General features: G+C 64.0%; 22 protein-coding genes and 1 riboswitch. Of the genes, 11 read left to right on the forward strand and 11 right to left on the reverse strand.

Going from position 1 to position 23,389, the window contains the following annotated elements; translation table 11 throughout:
* Both P9875_RS20590 and P9875_RS20595 read left to right on the forward strand, forming a co-directional pair.
* Window positions 1-522: a helix-turn-helix transcriptional regulator gene (locus tag P9875_RS20590; RefSeq protein ID WP_035820278.1), complete on the forward strand. Its 522-nt coding sequence runs from the start codon at window positions 1-3 to the stop codon at window positions 520-522.
* A gap of 380 nt (window positions 523-902) precedes the next feature.
* Window positions 903-2,309 carry a DEAD/DEAH box helicase gene (locus tag P9875_RS20595; protein ID WP_035820280.1) on the forward strand — a complete coding sequence of 469 codons (1,407 nt, stop codon included), beginning with the start codon at window positions 903-905 and terminating at the stop codon, window positions 2,307-2,309.
* Between the two features lie 87 nt (window positions 2,310-2,396).
* Here P9875_RS20595 and P9875_RS20600 read toward each other — a convergent pair whose 3' ends face one another.
* From P9875_RS20600 to P9875_RS20615, 4 genes are all read right to left on the reverse strand, one after another.
* Complete coding sequence (locus tag P9875_RS20600) at window positions 2,397-2,855, reverse strand: acyl-CoA thioesterase (RefSeq protein ID WP_278318858.1); 459 nt, start codon at window positions 2,853-2,855, stop codon at window positions 2,397-2,399.
* Between the two features lie 83 nt (window positions 2,856-2,938).
* Window positions 2,939-3,307, reverse strand: coding sequence for a hypothetical protein (locus P9875_RS20605; RefSeq protein ID WP_099378390.1), 369 nt, complete (start codon window positions 3,305-3,307; stop codon window positions 2,939-2,941).
* Window positions 3,308-3,436: 129 nt separating this feature from the next.
* On the reverse strand, window positions 3,437-3,574 hold the full coding sequence (locus tag P9875_RS20610) for a hypothetical protein (protein WP_278316460.1): 138 nt from the start codon (window positions 3,572-3,574) through the stop codon (window positions 3,437-3,439).
* Window positions 3,575-3,814: 240 nt separating this feature from the next.
* Entirely contained in the window at window positions 3,815-3,988 is a 174-nt protein-coding gene (locus P9875_RS20615) for a hypothetical protein (RefSeq protein WP_176389529.1), read from the reverse strand.
* Between the two features lie 138 nt (window positions 3,989-4,126).
* Between P9875_RS20615 and P9875_RS20620 the strand changes: the two genes are divergently transcribed.
* The 3 genes from P9875_RS20620 to P9875_RS20630 all read left to right on the forward strand — a co-directional run bounded on the left by P9875_RS20620 (window position 4,127) and on the right by P9875_RS20630 (window position 7,639).
* Window positions 4,127-5,359: a glycosyltransferase gene (locus tag P9875_RS20620; protein ID WP_278316461.1), complete on the forward strand. Its 1,233-nt coding sequence runs from the start codon at window positions 4,127-4,129 to the stop codon at window positions 5,357-5,359.
* 188 nt (window positions 5,360-5,547) lie between these two features.
* Window positions 5,548-6,531 (forward strand): EDSAP-1 family PEP-CTERM protein, encoded by a 984-nt coding sequence (locus tag P9875_RS20625; protein ID WP_099400474.1) that lies wholly within the window; start codon window positions 5,548-5,550, stop codon window positions 6,529-6,531.
* Between the two features lie 109 nt (window positions 6,532-6,640).
* On the forward strand, window positions 6,641-7,639 hold the full coding sequence (locus tag P9875_RS20630; protein ID WP_225241870.1) for an EDSAP-1 family PEP-CTERM protein: 999 nt from the start codon (window positions 6,641-6,643) through the stop codon (window positions 7,637-7,639).
* 14 nt (window positions 7,640-7,653) lie between these two features.
* Here the strand turns inward: P9875_RS20630 and P9875_RS20635 are convergent, their stop codons facing one another.
* From P9875_RS20635 to P9875_RS20655, 5 genes are all read right to left on the reverse strand, one after another.
* A complete protein-coding gene (locus P9875_RS20635) occupies window positions 7,654-8,763 on the reverse strand; it encodes a nitroreductase family protein (RefSeq protein WP_278316462.1) in 1,110 nt (369 codons plus the stop codon).
* Complete coding sequence (locus tag P9875_RS20640) at window positions 8,764-9,633, reverse strand: ThiF family adenylyltransferase (RefSeq protein ID WP_176389525.1); 870 nt, start codon at window positions 9,631-9,633, stop codon at window positions 8,764-8,766.
* 87 nt (window positions 9,634-9,720) lie between these two features.
* Window positions 9,721-11,304 carry a methyl-accepting chemotaxis protein gene (locus tag P9875_RS20645; RefSeq protein ID WP_176389524.1) on the reverse strand — a complete coding sequence of 528 codons (1,584 nt, stop codon included), beginning with the start codon at window positions 11,302-11,304 and terminating at the stop codon, window positions 9,721-9,723.
* 144 nt (window positions 11,305-11,448) lie between these two features.
* Window positions 11,449-11,646: a hypothetical protein gene (locus P9875_RS20650; RefSeq protein ID WP_010399555.1), complete on the reverse strand. Its 198-nt coding sequence runs from the start codon at window positions 11,644-11,646 to the stop codon at window positions 11,449-11,451.
* Window positions 11,647-11,741: 95 nt separating this feature from the next.
* Complete coding sequence (locus tag P9875_RS20655; RefSeq protein ID WP_278316463.1) at window positions 11,742-14,585, reverse strand: M16 family metallopeptidase; 2,844 nt, start codon at window positions 14,583-14,585, stop codon at window positions 11,742-11,744.
* A gap of 185 nt (window positions 14,586-14,770) precedes the next feature.
* Window positions 14,771-14,921, forward strand: a riboswitch (FMN riboswitch).
* 95 nt (window positions 14,922-15,016) lie between these two features.
* On the opposite strand from P9875_RS20655, the gene ribB reads away from it, so the two are divergent.
* Window positions 15,017-15,664 carry a 3,4-dihydroxy-2-butanone-4-phosphate synthase gene (ribB, locus tag P9875_RS20660; protein ID WP_035820303.1) on the forward strand — a complete coding sequence of 216 codons (648 nt, stop codon included), beginning with the start codon at window positions 15,017-15,019 and terminating at the stop codon, window positions 15,662-15,664.
* Window positions 15,665-15,668: 4 nt separating this feature from the next.
* Here ribB and P9875_RS20665 read toward each other — a convergent pair whose 3' ends face one another.
* Window positions 15,669-17,039, reverse strand: a complete 1,371-nt coding sequence (locus tag P9875_RS20665) for an MFS transporter (protein ID WP_278316464.1) — start codon at window positions 17,037-17,039, stop codon at window positions 15,669-15,671.
* 120 nt (window positions 17,040-17,159) lie between these two features.
* Here P9875_RS20665 and P9875_RS20670 point away from each other — a divergent pair, with 120 nt between their 5' ends.
* The 5 genes from P9875_RS20670 to P9875_RS20690 all read left to right on the forward strand — a co-directional run bounded on the left by P9875_RS20670 (window position 17,160) and on the right by P9875_RS20690 (window position 22,067).
* Window positions 17,160-18,026 carry a LysR family transcriptional regulator gene (locus P9875_RS20670; RefSeq protein ID WP_219307014.1) on the forward strand — a complete coding sequence of 289 codons (867 nt, stop codon included), beginning with the start codon at window positions 17,160-17,162 and terminating at the stop codon, window positions 18,024-18,026.
* A gap of 72 nt (window positions 18,027-18,098) precedes the next feature.
* Entirely contained in the window at window positions 18,099-18,914 is an 816-nt protein-coding gene (locus P9875_RS20675) for an MlaE family ABC transporter permease (protein WP_099400686.1), read from the forward strand.
* Window positions 18,915-18,966: 52 nt separating this feature from the next.
* Window positions 18,967-19,977, forward strand: coding sequence for an MlaD family protein (locus tag P9875_RS20680; protein ID WP_278316465.1), 1,011 nt, complete (start codon window positions 18,967-18,969; stop codon window positions 19,975-19,977).
* A complete protein-coding gene (locus P9875_RS20685) occupies window positions 19,974-20,654 on the forward strand; it encodes a hypothetical protein (protein ID WP_278316466.1) in 681 nt (226 codons plus the stop codon). Before P9875_RS20680 ends, P9875_RS20685 begins: the two co-directional genes overlap by 4 nt.
* Window positions 20,655-20,741: 87 nt before the next feature.
* On the forward strand, window positions 20,742-22,067 hold the full coding sequence (locus tag P9875_RS20690; protein ID WP_278316467.1) for an ATP-binding protein: 1,326 nt from the start codon (window positions 20,742-20,744) through the stop codon (window positions 22,065-22,067).
* Here P9875_RS20690 and P9875_RS20695 read toward each other — a convergent pair.
* Complete coding sequence (locus P9875_RS20695) at window positions 22,064-23,383, reverse strand: HD domain-containing phosphohydrolase (protein ID WP_278316468.1); 1,320 nt, start codon at window positions 23,381-23,383, stop codon at window positions 22,064-22,066. The two genes, P9875_RS20690 and P9875_RS20695, sit on opposite strands and share 4 nt — an antisense overlap.
* Between the last annotated feature and the right edge of the window lie 6 nt (window positions 23,384-23,389).

The following is a 23,389-nucleotide window of genomic DNA, read 5'->3' on the forward strand; positions in this document are numbered from 1 at the left end:
ATGGATTACATCTTTACTCTCAAGTACCGCCTGCCCGACCACGAAACCGATCTCGACGCGCTGGCCGAGCGCCTGGGCAGCGGCGGTTGCGACGACGCCCTGGTCGGCATCGGGCAAGCGGGGCGCCTGGCGCTGGAATTCACGCGCGAGGCCAGCAATGCCAGGGAAGCGCTGCTCAGCGCCCTGGCCGACGTCAAAGCCATCGTGCCCGACGCCGTGCTGGTCGAGGCATCGCCCGACCTCGTGGGCTTGAGCGATGTGGCGCAGGTACTCGGCCTGTCCCGGCAAAACCTGCATAAACTGATGAGCAAATACCGCCACAGTTTCCCCGTGCCCGTGCATGAGGGCAGCGCCACCATCTGGCACCTGGCCGACGTGCTGGCGTGGCTGCATGCCAAGGGAACGTATCAGCTGGAACGCAGCCTGGTCGAACTGGCACAGGTCACCCGGCAAATCAACCTGGCCAGAGAAACGCGACAGGCGCCGCCGCTGTCCGCCGACATCGTGGCCATGCTCAATTAAAACGCGCAAAATCTACGTATTCCTACTGATTTCACATAGGAAACATCATCAAAACGTGGTAGGACTGTCGTTTCTTCCCATTTAGACCGTGCAAAACGGCATCAAATACGGTATAGTGTCGTTGTGCGCTGCAATATGTTTCCTTGAAGCGATGGCAACACCGCAGTCCAGCACTACAAACTTAGCAGCTTCGCAAGCCTTAGCGCATCCACAGGATGCCGCTTATAAAGCCCTCCCGCCTTGTGTGTCGCACCTGACACCGTCCCGGCGCAAAGCTTTTGTGCCGAAATTTCTTTTTAGTTGAGTCATTTCGTTTTGGTTGGCGTTGCTATTTTGCGTTCTGCTTTTTGCAAGAACGCTGATTTTTACGAAAGAAAAGAATGACATTTGAATCCTTAGGCCTGCATCCGTCCATCATCGCCGCTCTGACCGAATCGGGCTACACCGCGCCAACCGCGGTACAGTCGCAAGCGATTCCAGCCGCGATCGAAGGCCGTGACCTGCTGGTCTCGTCGCAGACCGGTTCGGGCAAGACGGCAGCTTTCATGCTGCCATCGCTGCACAAACTGGCCAGCGCCGAACAAAGCGCCGCCGGCAAGACGCCGAACCAGGAAATGCAAGCATCGCGCGCCCGCGGCGAGCGTCCACGTTTCAAGGCTGCCCAGCCAAAAATGCTGGTGCTGACGCCAACGCGCGAACTGGCCCTGCAAGTGACCACCAATACCGACAAGTACAGCACCGGCATCCGCCGCATCAAGGCTGTGTCGATTCTGGGCGGCATGCCTTACCCTAAACAGATGCAATTGCTGGCCAAGAACCCTGAGATTCTGGTCGCGACCCCTGGCCGTCTGATCGACCACATGGATTCGGGCAAGATCGACTTCTCGCAACTGGAAATCCTGGTGCTGGACGAAGCCGACCGCATGCTGGACATGGGTTTCATCGACGACATCGAAAAAATCGTGGAAGCGACGCCAGAAGGCCGTCAAACCATGCTGTTCTCGGCAACCCTGGACGGCGTCGTTGGCAACATGGCCCGCCGCATCACGAAGAACCCACTGGTCATCCAGGTGGCTAGCTCGAGCAACAAGCATGAAAACATCACCCAGCGCGTGCACTTCGTCGACGACCTGTCGCACAAGAATCGCCTGCTGGACCACCTGCTGCGCGACGAATCGCTGGACCAGGCTGTTGTGTTCACCGCCACCAAGCGTGACGCCGACACCATCGCCGACCGTCTGAACATCGCCGGTTTCTCGGCTGCCGCCTTGCACGGCGACATGCATCAGGGCGCGCGTAACCGCACCCTGGACGGCATGCGTCGCGGCCAGGTCAAAGTGCTGGTTGCCACCGACGTTGCCGCCCGCGGTATCGACGTGCCAACGATCACCCACGTGTTCAACTACGACCTGCCGAAGTTCCCGGAAGACTACGTCCACCGCATCGGCCGTACCGGCCGTGCTGGCCGCAATGGCCTGGCCATCTCGCTGGTGAACCACGCTGAAGGCATGAACGTCAAGCGCATCGAACGCTTCACCAAGCAATTGATCCCGGTCAATGTCATCGAAGGTTTCGAGCCGAAGAAAACGGCGTCGGCACCACGTTCGAGCGCCCGTCCAGGCGGCTGGAAACCAGGCGACAACCGTGGCGGCGCGAAGCCAGGCCAACGCACGTTCAGCAAGCCAGGCGCACCACGCAAAGACGGCGCACCGAGCACCGGCGGCGGCTACAAGGGTTCCAACCCGCGCAGCACCGACGGCGCACGCCGCAGCTACGGCGACCGTTAATCACGGCGCCATGCCGCCAGCAGGCGGCAGGCAATAAAAAACGGCCACCAGATCACTCTGGTGGCCGTTTTTTATTGCCTGCCGCATTTATTTTTTCGACACTTCCTGGCGCGACAGCTTGCGCAGCTTGGCCTGCTCGAAGCGCGCGTGCTGTTCCGGCGTCTCCAGCACCAGTGGCGGCACGGCCACGGGCTTGCGGTTGGCGTCCACGGCCACCATCGTGAAATAGCAGCTGTTGGCATGGCGCACCAGGCGCTGCTGGATGTTTTCCGTCACCACGCGGATACCCACTTCCATCGATGTCGTCCCCGTGTAATTGATCGACGCGAGGAACGTCACCAGCTCGCCCACGTGGATGGGCTGCAGGAACATCACCTGGTCCACGGACAGGGTCACCACATAGCTGCCCGAATAGCGGCTGGCGCAGGCATAGGCGACGCTGTCGAGGTATTTCAGGATGGTGCCACCGTGCACGTTGCCGGAAAAGTTGGCCATATCGGGCGTCATCAGGACCGTCATCGTCAGTTCGTGGGCCGACCAGTTCATCGCGCTGTCCAAAGTGTTCTCCAAAGGGGAAATTAAAAGTGAGGGAAGATGTGAAAACCGGCCACGAGGGCCGGTTGTGAGCCTTACAGACCCAGGGTGTCGATGTCGGCCAGCGATTCGCGGCCCTTGTCGGAAATGTCGTGGCCTTCGCCGTCGGCGCGCGCCACGATGTGGGCTTTCTTGCCCAGGAAATACGCCACGTCCGACTCCAGCTTGGTCAGCGGATCGGTGGCGACGGCGCGCAGCCCCATGATGCAGCGGCGCAGGAACAGCAGTTGTTGTGCTTTCTCGGTGATGGACAGACGGCCATCGCGTGCATAACTGAGCAGCTTCAGGCCGGACAGGCGCTTGGCATTGCGGGCCACGCAAGCACTGGGGCGCTCGGTCTTGATGCCGCGTGCAACTTGCTCCAGCGCGTCATATTCATCGGTTGTTAATTTCTCGTTCTTCATTACTTTTCCATAAAAGGCCAGGTGTTCGGCCCCCATGGTACGCGCCCCGCTGCGCATCGGCAACAGGCAACGTGAATCAGTCTCCGCCCGCGCGGCGAACGGATGGCTGAAAGACGGGCTGGACAGCCCTTATTTATAGCTGCGCAGCAGCAGCCAGGCCAGGCCGCAACCCGCCACGGCGCACGCCAGCGCCAGCGCCAAAAGGTTTTTGCTGGTGATCACAGGCCGCCGGCCCAGGTAGATTTTGTTATGCAAGGAATTGCCCACGATGGTCTCCTGTACAAGAATTTTTATGATGTCTCATTATAAGAACAGAATCGTGACGGCCGCATGACACTCGACAGTTAGCGTTTGATTTGTATCCAGTCGGCAACATTTATTGACGTTTTTGTTGTTTAAATGGCGTGGCGCCGGCGGCCGCCCCGCAGTCCATTTCCGATAGGAAATAAACGCGGCGCGCGTCCCCCCTCCGCAGGCCATGGCGCGGTGCAACGGTCCGAAAACCGCTCAATGCATTTTCACGGGCGGCGGCGGCGGCGTCGGCTCCTCGACCGGCACGGGATCGATGTGGGGCGGCTGTTCCGGCGGCGGCGTGAGCGGGTCGCCTTCCGGCGGTGGCGGCATATCGGGTTCGGGCGTGCTGTGCGCACGCAACGGGTCAAGATGGAATTGTGGCTGCATGGTGGCCTCCTTTGCCCCACTGTAGCCGATGCGGCCAAATCCTGGCGCCCGCCAGTGGCACGCTGCAGGGAACTAAACGGCGTGGCGCCACTCCAACTTGACAAGCATCCCCTCCAGCTACGAGTGCAAGCGATTTCCATGGCGCGCAAGAAAATCCTCTTTATGGCCGAGGCAGTGACCCTGGCCCACGTCGGCCGTCCCCTGAGCCTGGCCCAGGGCCTGGACGAGGACAAGTACGAGGTGCATTTTGCCTGTGCCGACGGCTATGACTTTTGCTTCAAGCAAGCGCCCTTCCGGCGCTGGCGCATCGACAGTATTTCATCGCTGCAATTTCTGCAGGCGCTGGCGCACGGCAAGCCCGTCTATACGGAAAGTACGCTGCACGCGTATGTGGAAGACGACTTGCGCCTGCTCAATGCCGTCCAGCCCGATCTCGTGATCGGCGACTTCCGCCTGTCGCTGTCGGTCAGCGCGCGCCTGCAGCGCATTCCCTACATTACCGTCAGCAATGCCTACTGGAGTCCCTGGGTGCGCCAGCACTACACGGTGCCCAGCCTGCCCCTGACGGGCATGCTGCCCATCTGGCTGGCCGATCCCCTGTTCCGCCTGATCCGCCCGCTGGCCTTCGCCTCGCACGCCGTGCCCCTGAACCGCGTGCGCCGCCGCCATGGCCTGCCATCCTTGGGCAGCGACTTGCGGCGCATCTATACGGATGCCGACCGCACCTTGTACGCGGATATTCCGCAACTGTTTCCGCCGCAAGCCATGCCGGCCACGCACGACTACCTGGGCGCCGTCATCTGGGCGCCGCCGCTTGATTTGCCCGACTGGTGGCAGCGCCCGGAACTGAGCAGCGGACGGCCCATCATCTACGTCACCCTGGGCAGCTCCGGCCAGGGGCAATTGCTGCCACGCGTGCTGCGCGCGCTGGCGCCCCTGCCCGTCACCGTACTGGCGGCCACGGCCGGCACCATCCGCGTCGACGCCGTGCCGCCGAATGCCTATGTCGCGCCCTTTCTGCCCGGCGACGCGGCCGCCCGGCGCGCCAGCCTGGTGATCTGCAACGGCGGCAGCCCCACCAGCCAGCAGGCGCTGACGGCGGGCGTGCCCGTCATCGGCATCGCCGGCAACCTTGATCAATTCCTCAACATGCACGGCATCGCCGGGGCCGGTGCCGGCCTGCTGCTGCGCGCCGACCGCTTCCAGGAAACCGCCCTGCGCCATGCCGCCACGCGCATGCTCGACGATGGCCGAGCCAGGCTGGCGGCGCGCCAGCTGGCCACGGCCATGCGCAACTATGTGCCAGGGCAACGCTTGCTGCCCCATATGCACGCCCTGCTGGGCTCGTTGCCACCAGGCGGCCTGCCTTGACGGGCGGCGTCGGTTTTTCTTACAGAGCGTCCGACAACACCTGCAGAACGTCAACAAAAGCACGCCAAGTCCTTGATTTCAATAGAACCTCATGCGTTGGCATGGAAGTCGCTTAGATCTGGCCATGAGCACCTGCCGACAGGACTCAAGCAAGACTCCCAGACTCACTCAACCACGAGGTGAATACAATGAAACTCTCGAAACTGAAACTGCTCCCGGCCGCAGCGGCACTGGCCATGCTGTGCGCCGCCGGTAGCGCACAGGCGGGCGCCTACGGCTATTCCTACAACAACATCTTCGGCCTGGTGATCGCCGTGCCAACGGGCCAGATCACGGTGGCCAACAGCACCACCATCTCGCGCAGCACGGCCACCCTGAATGGCGTAAGCGTCATCAATGGCGGCTCCGGCTCGCTCGATGCCCCGCGCGCCAACGTCGGCGCGGTCACCAAGGGCGAGAATGACTTCACGCAGCAAGGCCCCACCAACACCTATTCGCGCGGCGATGCGCAGATCGTCAGCACGCAGTTCCCCTCGTTCCCGCCCGGCTCCACCTCCACCCAGGTGGTGAACGTGGCCGAAGCCCACCTCGCAGGCCCCGCCGGCACGGCCGATGCTTCCGGGCGCAACGGCTCGACCACGGGCTTTTCCGTCGATTTCATCGTCGGCTCACCCACGGCAACCTTGAGCTTTGACTTCCTGGCCTCGCCCTTCATGCAAGTCTTCCTGCAAAGCACGGTCGGCCAGCTATCCACCGCCACGGCCAACCTGGTCGTCACCTTCACCATCACGGATGCGACCGGTGCGACGGTGTTCAACTGGACGCCCGATGGCGCGATCGGCTCGGGCATCTTCGGCGGCACGGAAAACGCCGATGGCGCCAACCTGAACACCAGCCTGGCGACCAATTTCCTCACGCGCGGCAACCTGTTCACCTACGACCCTTCCGGCTGCGGCACGCCCACGGGCACCGGTGTCGGCACGGTGTGCGGCAGCAACTTCAGCTCCGTCAGCAATGCCTTGACTGCCGGCAACTACACGCTGACCCTGAATGCGGTGGAAAGCGTGGATCTGGTGAAACAGCAAGCGACACCGGAACCGGGCACCCTGGCCTTGCTGGGCCTGGGTCTGGCTGGCCTGGGCTATGCCCGCCGCCGCAAGGTTGCCGCCTGAACCAGGCAACAGGGGGGATTCACAGGCGAGGAGGCTCTCCTCGCCTTTTTTATGTGGCAAACCTGTCGGTTTTCCTTACAACGCGACCGATCAGGAGATGAGGATTTTCATGACTATATTTTCTTGCACCCGGCTGCCAACAGTCCTGTTAGCTTTTCTGCTGCTGGCCAGCAGCGGCACTGCCAGTGCCGCCGCCTACGGTTATTCGTACACCAGTGTCTTTGGCCTGGTCATCAGCAATCCCACCGGCTCCACCAGCTTGCTCAGCAATATCGACCTGTCGCGCACCACCGCCACGCTCAACGGCAGCAGTATCATCAATGGCGGCAGCAACGAGATCGACGCGCTGCAAGCGAAGCGCGGCGCCGTTACCAAGGGAGAAAACGACTTTACCCGGCAAGGCATGGGCAACGCCTCGTATGCGCGCGGCGAGGCGCAGATCGTCACTTCGCAAATTCCCCCTTTCCCACCGGGCTCGACCAGCACGCATACGGTGAATGCGGCGGAAACCTTTCTGACGGGCGGCGGCAGCGCCGACGCCTCGGGACGCAATGGCTCCAGCACCGCGATGACGGTCAATTTCGTCGTCGGCCAGCCTGGCGCAACCCTGGCCTTCGACTTCCAGGCCCTGCCCTTCATGCAGCTGTACCTGGACGCGCTGGCCGGGACGGGCTCGGCGGCCACCACCAACATGGCGCTGACATTTACCATCATCGATGAAAATGGCCAGATCGTCTTCAACTGGGCGCCCGACGGCAACCTCGGCTCCGGCATCCTGGGCGGCACCGAACTGGCCGATGCCGCCAACCTCAATACGGGTTACGCGCAAACGCCGCTCACCAGCGGCAGCATGTTCACCTACGACCCCAGCGGCTGCGGCGCGCCCACCGGCACGGGCATCGGCACGACCTGCGGCGGGCAGTACGGCGCCGTCACGGATAATCTGGCGGCGGGCAACTACACCCTCGTGTTGAACATGCTGAACAGTTCCGAACTGGCCTACGTGCCAGGCGTCACGCCAGTGGCGCTGCCCGGCACCTTGCCGCTATTGGCGGCTGGCCTGGCAGCGCTGGCTTGCCTGGCGCCACGACGCCGACGCAGACGCTGATGCTGGCGCGCGCCTCACTGCCCCGCCGTCGGCGCCACCAGCAAGTCCTGCAGCGGCCGGCGCAGCGAGCGCGCACTGGCGGCCGGCCCCGCGCCTATGCGTCCGAGAAACACGGCCCGGTCAAATGCCGCCGCCCCCAGCACGGCCTGGCATTGCACGGCCAGCTCCTGCGCCATTTCCTGCATGCCATCGGTGCGTGAAAAAGTGCGCCGTTCGCGCACATAGCGGGCAAAGATCAGCGGCGTCAGCTCCGGCTGCAACTGCAGGCCCAGCTGCGTGGCCGTCAGCCAGAAACGCTGCATGGCGCGGCCGGCCGCCACGTAATCGTCGATATGGCGCGGCGGCGCCTCGGCCAGCAACACGAAATGCGCGGCGCAATACAGGCCCGGCAGCAAATCCATCTGCAGGCGCGGCGCGACGGTGCCCGCCAGCCAGGTATTGAAAAAATCCACGCGGCGCCAGCTGTGCATGACCCAGCGCATCAGGCGCGCCGTCATCGGATCGACGCCGAGCGCCTGCTCCGGGATGCGGTCGGCGCTGTAGCGCGCCCCCCATTCGATCACGTCGCGGTGTACCTTGTGCGCCTCGGGCATGGTCAGGCGCAGCTTCGCGTTGTCGAACATCAGGCGCGCGCAGGCCAGACGCGCGCGCCCGCCTTCAAACCACTGCACGCCATAGCCCGGCGGCAAGCTGGCCGTCAGCGCCGCCTTTTCGCTGGCGCGCAGGCGGCGCGTGCTGAGCCGGCGCCGCTGCACACTGCGCTGCGGCAAGAAGGCCGCCAGCGGATCGGGCGGCATGCCGGGGCTGTCGAGCAGATGCACGTCAAACGTGGGCAAGTTGTCGGGCATCGACAGGCGCCGGCGCGCCTCCATGCGCAAGCCGTGGCTGCTGGCCGCCAGCGCCATGCTTTCGAGCAAGGCACCGAGCGACAACTGGCTGGGATGGCCGTCGAGGTCGTACACGCAGTGGCTGCGCGTATCGAAGCCATGCACGACCACGTGGCGCGGGCCCGCGACCTCAAAGCGCCACGGCTGCGTGTTGTCGCCGCTGGGAGCCCAGCGCGCCTGGTCGAGGATGTTTTCCAGCACAGAATCGATCTGCGCGATCTGCGGTGCTTGCGCCATTTATGCCCCCTGCGCCGCGCGGCGCCGCTTGATGATGGCCATCGTCAGGCGCTGCAGCGGATGACGGTTGCCGCCGGGACGCCAGGTATGCACGAGCTTGTTGCGATAGGCGTCGAAATGCATGCCGTGCGGCGCCGCCATCACCTTGCCCCGCTTTAACAATATCTTCAAAGCTTCCGTGGCGGCCGCGCCCGCGCACAACTGGCAACCCATGATGGTCGACGGCCCGCGCCGCTCTTTCAGATTAATGGCGGACGGGTCGACCAGGTAGGGAGCGTGCAAGCCGGCCGGCGCCAGGCCGACGAGAAAGCGCAGGGCTTTTTCTTCCTCGGGCAAGTCGCCCCAGCCGAAATACTCTTCGAACGTCATGCCGCCCGGCATGAAGCTGAGCACGGCAGTGCCCATGCCCAGCGGCGCGGCCGTGATGGCGGGGATGCCCAGGCGGGCGCACGTGGCGAAGGTGGCCTGGCGCGCGGGGAAGGCGAAAAAATCCAGGCCGTCCACATACAGGTCGACACCGGCGAAGAACTCGGCCAGGTTGCTGTCGTGTATGCCGTCGGGAAATTGTTTAATCTCAAGTTCAGGATTGATGTCACGCGCCATCTGCGCCAGCACGGCCACCTTGGGCTGGCCCAGGGTGGACACCATGGCGCCGGCCTGGCGGTTGAAGTTGGCGATATCGAAGGTGTCGAAATCGGCGATGTGGAAGGCGCCGATACCGAGCCGCGCCAGGGTCAGCAAGTGCACGCCGCCCACGCCGCCCATGCCGGCGATGGCCACGCGCTTGCCGCGCAAGCTATTTTGCTCCGCCTGCGTGACCCAGCCCAGGTTGCGGGCGAACGCCGCGTGATACGAAAAACCGTCTGTCATGCTCACCTCTTCTGTGCATCCCTTGCGGACGAAAAAGTTTGGACAGGTGAGCCGGGGATAAGTTCCCCGTATGACAGAAAAAAGCGCTTAGCGCGTCAGGCGCCGCGCCGCAGGCACGCTGCGCTGTAGCGCTGCCGCTGCCGGCGCCACCGCACCCACCTTGAACACGCTGACGATCTGCGCCAGACCCGCCGCCTGCTCGTTCATCGCCTGCGCCGCCGCCGAGGCCTGCTCGACCAGGGCCGAGTTTTGCTGCGTCATGTTGTCCATCTCGACGATGGCCTGGTTGATCTGCTCGATGCCGGCGCTCTGCTCGGCGCTGGCGGAGGAAATCTCGGCCACGATATCGGTCACGTGCTGCACGCTGGAGACGACTTTTTCCATCGTCTCGCCCGCCAGCGCCACCAGTTTTTCTCCGGCGCCCACTTGCTCGGCGGAACTGTCGATCAATTGCTTGATTTCTTTGGCCGCCGCGGCCGAACGCTGCGCCAGATTGCGCACTTCGCTGGCGACAACGGCGAAACCACGGCCCTGTTCGCCCGCGCGCGCCGCTTCCACGGCCGCATTCAGGGCCAGGATATTCGTCTGGAAAGCAATGCCGTCGATGACGGCGATGATGTCGCCGATCTTCTTCGACGAGGCATTGATGGCGCCCATGGTGTCGACCACCTGGCTCACCACGCCGCCCGCCTGCGTCGCCACTTGCGATGCAGAAATGGCCAGCTGGTTGGCCTGGCGTGCATTGTCCGCATTCTGGCGCACGGTGGACGTCATTTCTTCCATGGTCGAGGCCGTTTCTTCCAGCGATCCCGCCTGCTGTTCCGTGCGCGCCGACAGGTCGTGGTTGCCCGAAGCGATCTCGCCCGACGCCGTGGAAATGGATTCCGCATCGGTGCGCACCTGGCTCACCAGATGGGCCAGGTTGTCGCGCATGGCCTTGATCGCCATCAACAGACTGGACGTATCGCCGGGACGCGTGTCGATGTGCGTGGTCAGGTCGCCCTGGGCGATTTGCGCCACGATGGCTGCCGCATAGTCGGGTTCGCCGCCGAGCTGGCCCAGGATACGGCGCAGCATCAGGGCCGCGAGGGCGCCCACCACCACCATCAGCGCGCCGCCGATAGCCAGCAGCACGCCCGCCTGGGCCCAGAACTTGTGGTTGATGTCATCGATATACGTGCCCGTGCCGATGAGCCAGTCCCACGGCGCAAATTTCACCACGGCATACATCTTCGCCACCGGGTCCTTCACGCCGGGACGCGAGCCATCCGCCTGCACCAGGCCGATGCGGCTGTTGGCCAGGGCCAAGCGGTAGCGGTCGCCCGACTGCTTCATGTTCTTTTGCGGCGTGCCGATGCGCGCGGGATTCGGGTGCACATACAGCAAGTCGGTGCTGAAATCGCGCACGAAATAATACATCTCGTCCTTGACGAAGCTGCCGATGGCCAGCTTGGCTTGCTGCTGGGCCTGCTCACGCGTGAGCTTGCCCGACTGTTCCAGCGCATACGCCTTTTCCACCGAGGCATTGGCCAGTTCCACCAGCACCGTCAATTGCTCGACCCTTTCCGCCATCATGGTCTGGCGCAGCGAATACAAGGAGAATGAAGCGATGAGGACGATGCCCAGCAAGGTGCTGAAACACAGGAGGAGAATGCGCGAACGGAGAGTCATGGGAGCCTGGGTAAAGAATAAAATGTGGAATTATAAACAATTTCCATATGGAAATCTTTTCAGAAAAGCAAAGCGGGCGGCGCTACCAGGCTGATGCCCGGCAGGCACCGCCCGCATATGTCTTGCTGAAGTCTGGATGAAAGGTCAGGCCAAGGCTTCCTTGGCTGCCTCTTCCGGCGTCAAGCCGTCGTAGAACTGGTCGGTAAACCACTCGACCTGCTCTTCGATGTGGTCCTGCGCCTGCGCCACGGTGGCGCCGCCAGCCACGAGGAAGCCTTCGACCTCGATACACCAGTTGATCAACTCCAGGGTTTCCGGATCGAGCTCTTCTTTCTTAGCCATCGTATTTCCTTGCTTGTTAAATTGCGATATCACATCAATAAGCGGCAGTTTAACAGCTTCGTCACCTTGCCGCCCATGCAGATGAAACACGAGGATTACTTGGCTGCAACGTTTTTACGTTCCGGATACAACACCACCTGCACATAATTGTGCATGTCCAGGTAGCGCTGCGCCGCCAGTTTGACGGCTTGCGGCGTGATGGCGCGCACGCGCTGCTCGTAGCGCAGGATGTGCGCCGGGTCGCGCCCCTGCGTCACCGAACCCATCAACTGGCTCATCCAGTAGCGGTTTTCGCGCAGCGACTTTTGCTGGCGCGTAATCCAGTTCAGCTTGACCTTTTCCAGGTCGGCCGCCGATGGCCCGTCCGTCTTCATCTTGTTGATTTCGGCAAAGGCGGCGGCGATCACTTTGTCGACGTTTTCGGGTCCCGTCGGCAAGTTCAAGGCCACCGAATAATGGCCATACGGATGCTGGCCCATCGACGTTTCAAAGCCGCCGCCATAGATCATGCTCATCTTTTCGCGCAGCACTTCGATGACTTTCAGGTTCAGCACCTCGCCCAGCGCCTGCAGGGTCAGCTTTTGCTCGTCCGAATACGCCACGTCGCCATTGAAGGTGATGGAAATCGTGCTTTTCGGCTCGCTGCCCATGTAGATATCCTTCTTGACAACCCCGGTCACCGGACGCATGCCCACGTCGCGGTAGGCGTGCGGCACGTCGGCCACGGGCAAGGTGCCCAGGTAGCTGGCGATCAGCGGCTTGATCTTGTCGAGCTCGAAGCTGCCCGCGAAGATGAAGGTCATGCCGCGTGCGCTGGAAAAGCGCTGGCGGAAGATGTCCAGCGAACGGTCCAGGCCCACCTTGTCGAAGTCGGCCGCGCGCGGCACGCCATCGACGCGCGGGTTGTCGCCAAACATGGCGTGCTGGATGGCATCGTAAAACACGGCTTCCGGCTGCGCCATGCTGTTTTTCGCCAGGTCCTGCTGCTTGCCGATGAAGGACTGGTACAGGCCCGCATCCTTGCGCACGTCATTGAAATACAAATACACCAGTTGTAGCATGGCTTCCACGTCGGCGCTGCTGGCCGAGCCGCCAAAGCCTTCGCTCAGCTCGCCCAGCGAAGCGCCCACGTTGACCGTCTTGCCGGCCAACACTTTTTGCAAGTCCAGCGGCGCCAGGTCTTTCAGGCCCATGCTGCCGACCACGGCGCTCGCATAGCGGGCGTTATAGATATCGGCGTCGCCAAACAGCGACTGGCCGCCGAAGCGCGTCGAGCCCATCAGCACCTGGTCATTCTTGAAGTCCGTCGGTTTGAGCAGCACGCGCACGCCATTGCCCAGGGTCAGTTCCGTCACGCCGATGGCGCTGTTCAACTTTTCCGAGACGATGCTGCCGCCGGCCGGCGGGCCATCCATCAGCTTGCTGGCCAGCACTTTTTCCGTGCGCGGCTCGATGGTTTGCTGCTCGGCTTTCGCCACGGCATCGAGCAATTGCTGCTGCGTCGGCACGGTCGAGGCCGCAGCGCCCGCCTTCGGCTCGGCGCCCATGAAGACCACCAGTTTCTTTTGCTGGTCGGGAATCACCTTGGCCACCGTCTCGTTGATTTCCTGCAAGGTTACCTGCGGCAAGAGTTCCTGCGCGTACAGCAATTCATTGGCGATACCGGGGATGGCTTCCTGCTCCAGGAAGTTGCGCGAGTATTCGGCCACGAAACCGGCCGAATCGGACTTGTCGCGCTCGCTGTATGCGCGCTCGTAATTGCGCAGCATGTTCTTGCGCGCGCGGTCCAGCTCGTCCTGGCTGAAACCGAAGCGGCGCGCCCGCTCGTCTTCCTGCACCAGCGCATCGACGGCCGGCTGCACGCCGCCCTTGCCCAGCAAGGCGTACGCGCTGAACGATTCATAGCCGCGCACCAGCTTGCCCATGTTGCTGCCGCCCTGGATGAACGGCGGGTTCGCCTGCTGCGTCAATTCCTGCATGCGCGCGCTGAGCATTTGCCCGTACAGGTTTTCGATCATCTGGCGGCGGTAGTCGGCGATGGTGACGGGCTCCTGCGCGGCGCGGATCGGGTAGCGGATAAAGACGGTGTCGTCCGGCGCTTCCTTGTCCGTGATCACCAGCGCTTCCGTTTGCGAGCGCTGCGGCACTTCCGCATACAGGCGCGGACGCGGTTTCGCGGGATTTTTCAGCTTGCCGAAATGCTGGCGGATCATCGCTTCAGCCTGTTTCGGCTCCACGTCGCCGACCACCACCACGGCCATCAGGTCGGGACGGTACCAATCCTTATAGAAACGCTTGATGGCTTCCGGCTTGAAGGTTTTCAAGACGGATTCCTTGCCGATCGGCATGCGTTCCGCGTAGCGCGAACCGTTCAGCAGCTTCGGATACAGCACCTTGTTCATGCGGTCGCTGGCGCCCTTGCCCAGGCGCGCCTCTTCCAGCACGATGCCGCGCTCGCTGTTGATGTCGGCCGGATTGAATTTCAAACCATGCGCCCAGTCTTCCAGTACGAGAAAACCCTTTTCCAGGTTTCCCTTCTTGTTCGTCGGAATCGGCAGCACGTACACGGTTTCATCAAAGCTCGTGTAGGCGTTCAAGTCGGCGCCGAACTTCACGCCGATCGATTGCAGGTATGAAATCAGTTCATTGCGCTTGAAATGCGTGGAGCCATTGAAGGCCATGTGTTCCGTGAAATGCGCCAGGCCTTGCTGGTCGTCATCTTCCAGGATGGAACCGGCTTTTACCACAAGGCGCAATTCCACTTTCTGCGCAGGACGGGCATTTTTCTTGATGTAATAGGTCAAGCCGTTCGGCAGTTTTCCAACGGTAACTTCTGGTGCCAGCGGCAAGGGATCGCTCAAACGGATTTCTGCCTGGGCCATGCAGGCGCACGCCAGCAAGACGGCGCCCGAGATCAGGCGTAATTTACTCAGATTCATGTATTCTCAACGGTAAGATTCAGTAAGCGTACCTTACACTGAAATCGTCTTTCCGCCATTAAAAACAGCTTAGGAAAAACTGCTTTCCCCAGGCAACTTTGCCGAATAACAAACTCAACAGTGCCCTGCCAGCTTTTGTCAATTGTGCTAAAGTATTGCCGCCGGTCATGTGGACCGGCACAACAATACGTCTTCGGGGCGGGGTGCGATTCCCCACCGGCGGTAAGACCGGCAACGGTCAAGCCCGCGAGCGCCTGTCAAACTTCGTTTGGCAGGGTCAGCAGATCTGGTGTGACTCCAGAGCCGACGGTATAGTCCGGATGAAAGAAGATGTGCAGTAAACGCGATGTCCGCTCGACCTGTCGATGCGGCCGGCTGCGTCTATTCGCTTGCCCTGCAGCGTTTTTCGCCTATGCGAGGAGCGTTTCACCATGTTAGTCAACAGCTATACCCTGCTTTCCAACGACCTGGAAGGTCGCATCCAATCCGCCCTGGCCGCCATGCGCGCCGGCATTCCCGTCATCCTGCTCGACGATTTCGACCGTGAAAACGAAGCCGACCTGATCCTGTCTGCCGAAAAACTCACGAACGAAACCATGGCCCTCTTGATCCGCGAATGCAGCGGCATCGTCTGCCTGTGCCTGCCGACGGACGTCGTCAGCGCGCTGGAATTGCCACCCATGTCGTCCGACAACGGCAGCCGCTACGGCACGCCGTTCACGGTGTCCATCGAGGCGCGCGACGGCGTCACGACGGGCGTGTCGGCCGCCGACCGGGTCACCACCATCCGCGCCGCCATCGCGCCAAATGCGAAGCCAGCCGACCTGGTGCGCCCCGGCCACGTATTTCCCCTGCGCGCCGCGCCCGGTGGCGTGCTCGAGCGCCGTGGCCACACGGAAGGCTCCGTCGACCTGTCGCGCATGGCGGGCCTGAACCCGGCCGCCGTGCTGTGCGAGCTGATGAACCCGGACGGCACCATGATGCGCGGCGACGATATCGAACGTTTCGCCGAACTGCACGGCATGCCGATCCTGACCATCGAAGAACTGGTGGAATGGCGCAGCACGCGCGAGCAATAAACTGTCAGGCGGCCACGGCCTTAGGCAGATGCACGTGCCGGTAGACGAGGCCCGCCGCCAGGCCATACGCAACGGCAATCGTCGCGTAGGCCAGCGGCAAACGCAGCGACCAGTCCTGCACCATGTGCAGGATGCTGCCGATCAGGGCCACGCCCACCAGCGCGCCGATTTGCCGGTTGGCATTCAGGGCCGCCGCCGCGCTGTTCGCATGCTGCTTGCCGGCCACCCGCATCACGGTGGCCGTCATGGCGGGAATGGCGATGCCGATGGCCACGTTCATGACGGCCGTGCCCAGCGCCAGCAGCGCAAACGGCGTACCCGGACGCAAGCCCATCAGCAACAGCGCCATCATCGCCCCCACCAGCAAGCCGGCCAGCATGGGCAAGCGCGTGCCGTGACGCGCCGCAATGCTTCCTGCCATGAAATTGCCCACCGTGTAGGCCGCCATCATGGGCAGCAGGCGCAAGCCCGACTGCAAGGCGTCGGCGCCGCCCGATTGCTGCAGGAACAGGCTCAATAAAAACAGCTGGCCAAACACGCAGAAATTGATCAGGAAACCCACGCCATTGGCCGCGCCAAAGCTGCTGCTGTGAAACAGTGCACGCGGCAACAGCGGATGGCTGCCGCTGCGCTCGCGCCGCAGCAGTTGCCCGGCCGACAGCACCGTCAAGGCCCCCGCCGCCAGCACACCGGGCGACAGCCAGCCCAGCACGGGCCCTTCGATCAAGGTAAAACTCAGACCCGCCAGCGCCGCCACGCCCAGCGCATGGCTGAACAGCGATAAATCGCGCGGCTGGCGCGCCGGCGCGGCCAAGAGCACTTGCGCCATGACGATGGCCAGCACGCCCAGCGGCACATTCACCCAGAATACGCTGCGCCAGCCGAACTGGTGCACGAGGATGCCGCCGATCAGGGGGCCGGATGCACCGGCCACACCCACCAGCGCCGACCAGGCGCCCAGCATGCGCGTGCGCTCGCGCTCGTCGTCAAAGCTGTGCGTCAGCAGGCTCAGGGAACTGGGCATGAACAGGGCCGCGCCCGCCCCCTGCAACAGGCGCGCCGCCGTCAAAAAATGTCCATCGGGCGCGGCGCCGCACAGCACCGAACCGATAATGAAGACGCCGAGGCCGCCCTGGTACACGGCTTTCGGCCCGTAGCGGTCAGCCAGCGCGCCGCCGGCCAGCAGCAGCGCGGCAAACGTCAAGGTGTAGCCGTCGACCACCCAGACCAGGCCCGTCAGCGGGATGCGCAAGTCCAGCGCGATATCGGACAAGGCCACGTTGACGGCCGTGACGTCGAGCATGGCCATGACGAAGCCGAAGGCCAGTGTCAGCAGGATCAAGCCGCTGGCGCGGCGCGGTGTGGGGACAGACATGGAATTCCTTGCAGGGACAGCGGGGCAGCCATTATGCGAGCGTTGCATGATGCGGTAAACAGGCATAAAATCGGCGCATTGATGCAAAAATGCATCACAAACATCGAACGGAAAGCACTCATGGACTGGGATAACGCGCGCATCTTTCTCGCCATCGGCCGGGCCGGCACCCTGCGCGGTGCGGCCGCCCTGCTGCGCATCGACCAGGCCACCTGCGGGCGCCGCCTGGCCGCGCTGGAAAGCTCGCTGGGCGCCACCCTGTTTCTGCGCACGCCATCGGGCTACGTGCCCACGCCCGCCGGCGAGCTGGCGCTGACGGCCGCCGAAGCGATGGAGCGGGCGGCCGACAAGCTGCAGCGCGAGATGCAGGGCGTCGACAACCGTTTAAGCGGCCTGGTGCGCGTGGCCACCACCGACACCATGGCCAGCCATTTCGTCATCCGCGCCATGCAGCAGCTGCATGCGGCCCACCCGGACATCCGCATCGTGCTCAACGTGGCGCCGGCATTGGCCAGCCTGACGCGGCGCGAAGCGGACCTGGCCGTGCGCGGCGTGCGCCCCACCGACCCGGACCTCATTTCGCGCCACCTCGTCAAGCGCAGCCTGGGCCTGTACGCGTCAAAAAGCTACCTGGCCGAGCGGGGCGAACCCGTGCGCGGCACGGCGCTGGCCGGGCACGACATCGTCATCTACCACCATTCCGTCACGCCGCGCCATGGCGACAAAATCGCCGGCGAGTCCGTCGCCAACGCCCGCGTCGCCATGGAAGTCAATTCGGCGGCGATGCTGCAGGAAGCCACGCGGGCAGGCCTGGGCGTGGCCGAGCTGGCCACCCACCTGGGCGACATCGACCCGCTACTCGTGCGCATCTGGCCCGAACGGGCGGAAAGCTACGACGTGTGGCTGGTCATGCATGCCGACCTGAACCGTTCTGCCCGCGTGCGCGCGGCTGCCGACGCCATCATCGCCAGCGTGGCCGGCGAATAGCGGGCTTGCCGTGCACGACCGCACGGCTGGACAATCGCTTGTATCGAACGTATCCAATGTTAAGATGCCATGATGACCCTATCCGTCTCCCTCATCATCAGCCTGCGCCGCCTGCACCGGGCCACCATGGCCTGGCTGGTCAGCTGGTGGCGCATGCTGCATTTCGCCATCCTCGTGTTTTCGCTGGCCCTGTCGCCATCGAGCTACAACCGCGACAACCGCCCCATCCTCGCGCACCGCCTCGTGACGAACACGGCGCCGAACCTGGTCTGGTTCAGCGTGGCCTGCGCGCTCGTCAGCCTGGTACTCATCCGCATCGTCGTCGTCAGCGCGCAAAGCTACGGCCTGTCGCGCTATGCGCTGGAAATGGTCGTGCGCGTGCTGGTGCTGGAACTGATACCGCTGACGGCCGCCCTGTTCGTCGCGCTGCGCCTGACCTTGCCCGACGGCATTGCGTTCGCACAAATGCGCTCGTCCGGCATGCTCGATACCATGCAGCGCCAGGGCGTCGACCTGCTGCGCCGCGAATACTTTCCGCGCGTCATGTCCGGCATCTTCGCCGTGTGGATGCTGGCCATCGTCAGCTGCGTCACGTCGCTGGTGCTCGCCTACCTCACCATCTACGGTTTTACGCCGTGGGCGCTGCAAGGCTACACACGCGTCGTGGGGCAGATCTTCAATCCGGCCGTGGCCCTGATCCTGATGCTCAAAGTCATCTTCTTCAGCTTTGCCGTGGCCCTGATCCCGCTCGCCTCGTCGTACTATCCGGAGGAGCCGCATGGGCGGCGCAACCGGCTGTGGGCCGCGCACGGCCTGTCCGAAATGCTGCGCCTGTTTTCCGTCATCCTGCTGGTCGAAGTGGCTTCGCTGATGGGCAATTACTACTGATGCCCCGCCACCGCCAGCCAATCTTGAATCACCCATACCAGAGCCAGAAGCCATGAGCCAACCTCAAAATCCCGACCAGACCGACGTCACGGCGCCCGACGCTGTGCTGCCCGCCCCGCCGCCCGTGCGCCACGCCGAACTGAAGGCGGCCATCCTGCTCGTCTTCATGTTCGTGCTGGTGGTCGGCTCCGTCGTCTACCTGATGTATGCGCGCGGCGCCTTCGAAGCCACGCAGACGCTGGTGCTGACGGCCGACGATTCGGACGGCGTCGGCGTGGGCGCCGACCTGACCTTTTCCGGCTTTCCCATCGGCCGCGTGCAGCGCATCGAACTGGCGCCGGACGGCCGCGCGCGCGTCATCATCGACGTGCCGCGCAAAGACGCGCACTGGCTGCGCACCAGCTCCATCTTCACCCTGGAACGGGGCATCGTGGGCGGCGCCAAGCTGCGCGCCTACAGCGGCATCCTGACGGACCCGCCGCTGCCCGACGACGCCACGCGCGACTTGCTGGTGGGCGACATGGCGGCGGAAATTCCCCGCCTGCTGGCCGCCGCCAAGGACTTGCTCAACAACCTGGGCAACCTGACGGGCAGCGATTCCGCACTCGACGGCACCATGCGCAACGTGCAGGCCGTCACCGGCAAGCTCAGCGGTCCGGGCGGCGCCATGGGCTTGCTGACGGGCGACGACAAGCAATCGCGCCTGCTGATCGAGCGGGCCAACGCCCTGCTGATCACGGCCGACCAGTTGGCGCGCCGCACGGATGGCCTGGTGGCCAATGCCGATACGCGCGTCTTCGGCGACAAGGGCGTGATGACGGATGCGCAGGCGACCATCGTGCAGCTGAACGCGCTGCTGGCCGACACGCGCAACAGCCTGAAAAAAGTCGACGCCGTGCTGGTCGAAGCGCAAGCCGTGGGCGCCAACGCCAAGGCGGCCACCGCCGACCTGGGTCCGCTGCGCGCCGACGTGGAAAGCAATCTGCGCAAGGTCGAGCAACTGGTCAATGAAATCAACCGCAAATGGCCGTTCAAGCGCAATCCGGAGATCACACTGCCATGAGAAAACTCAACGCCTCCTTGTCCGCCCTGGCCGCATTGTTGTGCACCGCGCTCGCCGCCTGCTCCAGCGGCCCGCCCGTGCCGGACTGGAAAATGAATGCGCAAAGTTCCGTCGAACGCTTTCAAGCGGCCTACTTGAATGGCAACGCCCTGGTCGAGCAGACGGAATTCCGGCGCGCCCGCAGCCAGGTGGCCGGCACGGGCAAGCTTGACCTCGTGGCGCGCATCGAACTGCTGCGCTGCGCCGCGCGCGTGGCCAGCCTGGCCTTCGAGGACTGCGCCGGCTTTGACGCCCTGCAAGCCGACGCGACAGACGCCGACCGCGCGTATGCGGCCTGGCTGGCTGGCAAGGCGCAGGCGGCCGACGTCGCCCTGCTGCCGGAAACGCAGCGCGCGGCCGCCGGCGCCAGCGCCGATACGGCCGCCGCCAGCGCCGTGTCCGCCATCAAGGACCCGCTGTCGCAGCTGGTGGCGGCCGGCGTGCTGCTGCGCTCGGGCCGCGCCACGCCGGCGCTGCTCGATACGGCCGTGGCCACCGCCTCGGACCAGGGCTGGCGCCGGCCGCTGCTGGCGTGGCTGGGCGTGCAGCGCCTGCGCGCCGAACAGGCGGGCGACACGCAAGCGGCGCAGCGCATCGCGCGGCGCATGGCGATCGTCGAGCAGCCGCTGGCGCCTTGAGCGCGCCGATGGCGGCCCAAGGCAGGCAGAATCAGGCATAATCGAGCGAGGATGACATCAAGGCCGTGCAGGCAGCGAGGTGTGACGATGCAGTTCGAGGATTTCGACCTTTCCACTCCCGATACCGGCCGGCATGCCGGGACGGCGCCTGGCGATGACGCGTCGGCCGCCACGGCCGTGCGCCTGCAATACCTGCTCGACAATACACCTTCCATCATCTATTGCACCGTGCCCAGCGGCGACTTCAAGATGACCTTTGTCAGCAACAATGCCCTCAACGTGCTGGGCTACCAGCCCGAGGAGATGGTGGCCGATCCGAATTTCTGGTTCGACCACATCCACCCCGACGATGCGCCCGGCATCTTTTCCAGCCTGGCGCAGATCTTCGTCGAAGGCGCGCGCGCCTACGAATACCGCTTCCGCGTGCGCGACGGCAGCTATCTGTGGATGCACGACAGCCTGCGCCTCGTGCGCGACGATCACGGCGTGCCGTTCGAGGTGATCGGCTCGCTGACGGACATCACGGAACGCAAGGGCATGGAAGCGATGCTGCAGGCGCGCGGCGAAGAGCAGCAACTACTGATCAGCAAGTTGCAGGAAGCGCACGACCAGCTGCTGCAATCGGAAAAGATGGCCTCCATCGGCCAGCTGGCGGCCGGCATCGCGCATGAAATCAACAACCCGATCGGCTTCGTCAATTCGAACATGAGCTCGCTGCAAGGCTATGTCGGCACCCTGTTCGACGTCATCGCCCAGTATGAAGCGGCGATGGGCGAGCCGCTCGATGGCCCGGCCCGGGCCGAAAAAGTGGCGCAGGTGCGCGCGCAGGCCGACCTGGCTTTCCTGCAGGACGACATCGGCGACCTGGTGCGAGAATCGATGGATGGCTTGAAACGCGTGCGCGACATCGTGCAGGCGCTGAAGGATTTTTCCCACGTGGGCGAGACGGACTGGCAAGTGGCCAGCCTGCATGCGGGCCTGGACAGCACCCTCAATATCGTCGCCAACGAATTGAAATACAAGGCGCGCATCGAAAAACACTATGGCGAGCTGCCGCAGATACTGTGTCTGGCGTCGCAGCTGAACCAGGTCTTCATGAACCTGCTCGTCAACGCGGGCCAGGCCATCAGCAGCGACGGCGTGATCAGCATCCGCACGGGCCACGCGGGCGACTGGGTGTGGGTGGAGATCGGCGACACGGGCGCCGGCATCGCGCCCGAGCACCTGAACCGCATCTTCGAACCATTTTTCACGACCAAGGCCGTGGGCAGCGGCACCGGCCTGGGCCTGTCGCTGTCGTACGGCATCGTCAACAAGCATGGCGGGCGCATCGAGGTGGCGTCCGAAGTGGGCCAGGGCACGCGCTTTACCGTGCACCTGCCGCTGCAGCCGCCTGGCGCCGCGAAGGCCTAGGCGTCTTTCGACGGCGCGTACACGCGGATGCTCAGGCGCCCGCCATTCTTGCCTTCAAAGTCGAGCAGCTGGGCAATCACGCGGGCCGTCAGCACGTGTTCGGCCGCCAGCAGCATCAGGCCATCGCGGCTGATCAGGTCGCGCGACAGCACCATGCCCGGCTCCAGCTGGCCCGACAGCACCGTCAGGTCGCGCGCCGGCGGTTCCGTCTCTTCCATGATGCTGCGGAAAGCGGCCACCACGGCCGGGTCATAGCGCTTGCCGACGCTGTCGTAGATCAGGGTGCGGGCCTCGTCGGCGCGCAGGCTGCGCTGCACCATGGCGCCGATCTGCAAGCCGTCGTAGTCGGACGCCAGCGCCAGGATGCGCGCGCCCATGGGAATGGCCAGGCCTACCAGGCCGTCGGGAAAGCCGCCGCCGTCGAAGCGCTCGAGCTGCGAGCGCAGGATCACGGAGACGGCGCGCAGCTCGTCGAGCGCCATCAATAACTGTTCGGCGCGCAGCGGATGCTTGCGGAACGCGGCCAGCTGCTCGCCATTCCAGGCGCTGGCCGGCAGTTCCAGCACGTCGTCGCTCAGGCTGAGCTTGCCGATATCCTTGAGCAGGGCCGCGATGAACACGTCGCGCGCCTCCTGCCCTTCCAGGCCCAGCGCCTGCGCCAGCTTGCGCGACAGCTCGGCCACCCGCCGCGCATGACCGGCCAGCTTGCCGCCACGCATCTCGATCAGGTTGGAAAACACCTTGATGGTCGTCACGAACGTGGCTTTCAGTCGCTCGTTGGCCGCCTGCACTTCGTCGTGCGACTGCTTCAGCTGCTGCGTGCGCGTGGCCACCTTCGCTTCCAGGCTGGCGTTGAGCGCCTGCAGCTCCACGTTCTGGCTGGCCGTCAGCGCTTCCAGACGCAGCTTTTCCTGCTCCAGCGCGCGCCGTTCCAGCGCGTGGCGCACCACCAGCACGATATCGTTCTCGTCCCACGGCTTGGTCACGTAGCGGTAGATCTCGCCCTGGTTGATGGCGTCGAGGATGGACTGGATGTCGGCATAGCCGGTCAGCAGCAAGCGGATGGTGCCGGGCCAGCGCTGGCGCACCTGGGCCAGGAACTGGGCGCCGTCCATCTGCGGCATGCGCATGTCGGAAATGACCAGGTCCACCGTCTCGCTCTCGAGCAGGGCCAGGCCGGCCGCGCCGCCATCGGCCGTCAGCACGCGGTAGCCGTGCGGGCGGAACAGCCGCCGCAGCGACGACAGGATATTCGGCTCGTCATCGACGCACAGGATGGTGGACGGCGCGGTGCTGGTGCTGGTGCTGGTATGCATGCTGTC

The sequence above is a fragment of the Janthinobacterium rivuli genome (genome assembly GCF_029690045.1).
GTDB classification, from domain to species: Bacteria; Pseudomonadota; Gammaproteobacteria; order Burkholderiales; family Burkholderiaceae_D; genus Janthinobacterium; species Janthinobacterium rivuli.

Excerpts from the sequence above, each read along its gene's own strand:
- P9875_RS20590 (WP_035820278.1), top strand. The coding sequence starts at position 1 with ATGGATTACATCTTTACTCTCAAGTACCGCCTGCCCGACCACGAAACC.
- P9875_RS20595 (WP_035820280.1), top strand. The coding sequence starts at position 903 with ATGACATTTGAATCCTTAGGCCTGCATCCGTCCATCATCGCCGCTCTG.
- P9875_RS20600 (WP_278318858.1), bottom strand. The coding sequence starts at position 2,855 with ATGAACTGGTCGGCCCACGAACTGACGATGACGGTCCTGATGACGCCC.
- P9875_RS20605 (WP_099378390.1), bottom strand. The coding sequence starts at position 3,307 with ATGAAGAACGAGAAATTAACAACCGATGAATATGACGCGCTGGAGCAA.
- P9875_RS20615 (WP_176389529.1), bottom strand. The coding sequence starts at position 3,988 with ATGCAGCCACAATTCCATCTTGACCCGTTGCGTGCGCACAGCACGCCC.
- P9875_RS20620 (WP_278316461.1), top strand. The coding sequence starts at position 4,127 with ATGGCGCGCAAGAAAATCCTCTTTATGGCCGAGGCAGTGACCCTGGCC.
- P9875_RS20625 (WP_099400474.1), top strand. The coding sequence starts at position 5,548 with ATGAAACTCTCGAAACTGAAACTGCTCCCGGCCGCAGCGGCACTGGCC.
- P9875_RS20630 (WP_225241870.1), top strand. The coding sequence starts at position 6,641 with ATGACTATATTTTCTTGCACCCGGCTGCCAACAGTCCTGTTAGCTTTT.
- P9875_RS20635 (WP_278316462.1), bottom strand. The coding sequence starts at position 8,763 with ATGGCGCAAGCACCGCAGATCGCGCAGATCGATTCTGTGCTGGAAAAC.
- P9875_RS20640 (WP_176389525.1), bottom strand. The coding sequence starts at position 9,633 with ATGACAGACGGTTTTTCGTATCACGCGGCGTTCGCCCGCAACCTGGGC.
- P9875_RS20645 (WP_176389524.1), bottom strand. The coding sequence starts at position 11,304 with ATGACTCTCCGTTCGCGCATTCTCCTCCTGTGTTTCAGCACCTTGCTG.
- P9875_RS20650 (WP_010399555.1), bottom strand. The coding sequence starts at position 11,646 with ATGGCTAAGAAAGAAGAGCTCGATCCGGAAACCCTGGAGTTGATCAAC.
- P9875_RS20655 (WP_278316463.1), bottom strand. The coding sequence starts at position 14,585 with ATGAATCTGAGTAAATTACGCCTGATCTCGGGCGCCGTCTTGCTGGCG.
- ribB (WP_035820303.1), top strand. The coding sequence starts at position 15,017 with ATGTTAGTCAACAGCTATACCCTGCTTTCCAACGACCTGGAAGGTCGC.
- P9875_RS20665 (WP_278316464.1), bottom strand. The coding sequence starts at position 17,039 with ATGTCTGTCCCCACACCGCGCCGCGCCAGCGGCTTGATCCTGCTGACA.
- P9875_RS20670 (WP_219307014.1), top strand. The coding sequence starts at position 17,160 with ATGGACTGGGATAACGCGCGCATCTTTCTCGCCATCGGCCGGGCCGGC.
- P9875_RS20675 (WP_099400686.1), top strand. The coding sequence starts at position 18,099 with ATGACCCTATCCGTCTCCCTCATCATCAGCCTGCGCCGCCTGCACCGG.
- P9875_RS20680 (WP_278316465.1), top strand. The coding sequence starts at position 18,967 with ATGAGCCAACCTCAAAATCCCGACCAGACCGACGTCACGGCGCCCGAC.
- P9875_RS20685 (WP_278316466.1), top strand. The coding sequence starts at position 19,974 with ATGAGAAAACTCAACGCCTCCTTGTCCGCCCTGGCCGCATTGTTGTGC.
- P9875_RS20690 (WP_278316467.1), top strand. The coding sequence starts at position 20,742 with ATGCAGTTCGAGGATTTCGACCTTTCCACTCCCGATACCGGCCGGCAT.
- P9875_RS20695 (WP_278316468.1), bottom strand. The coding sequence starts at position 23,383 with ATGCATACCAGCACCAGCACCAGCACCGCGCCGTCCACCATCCTGTGC.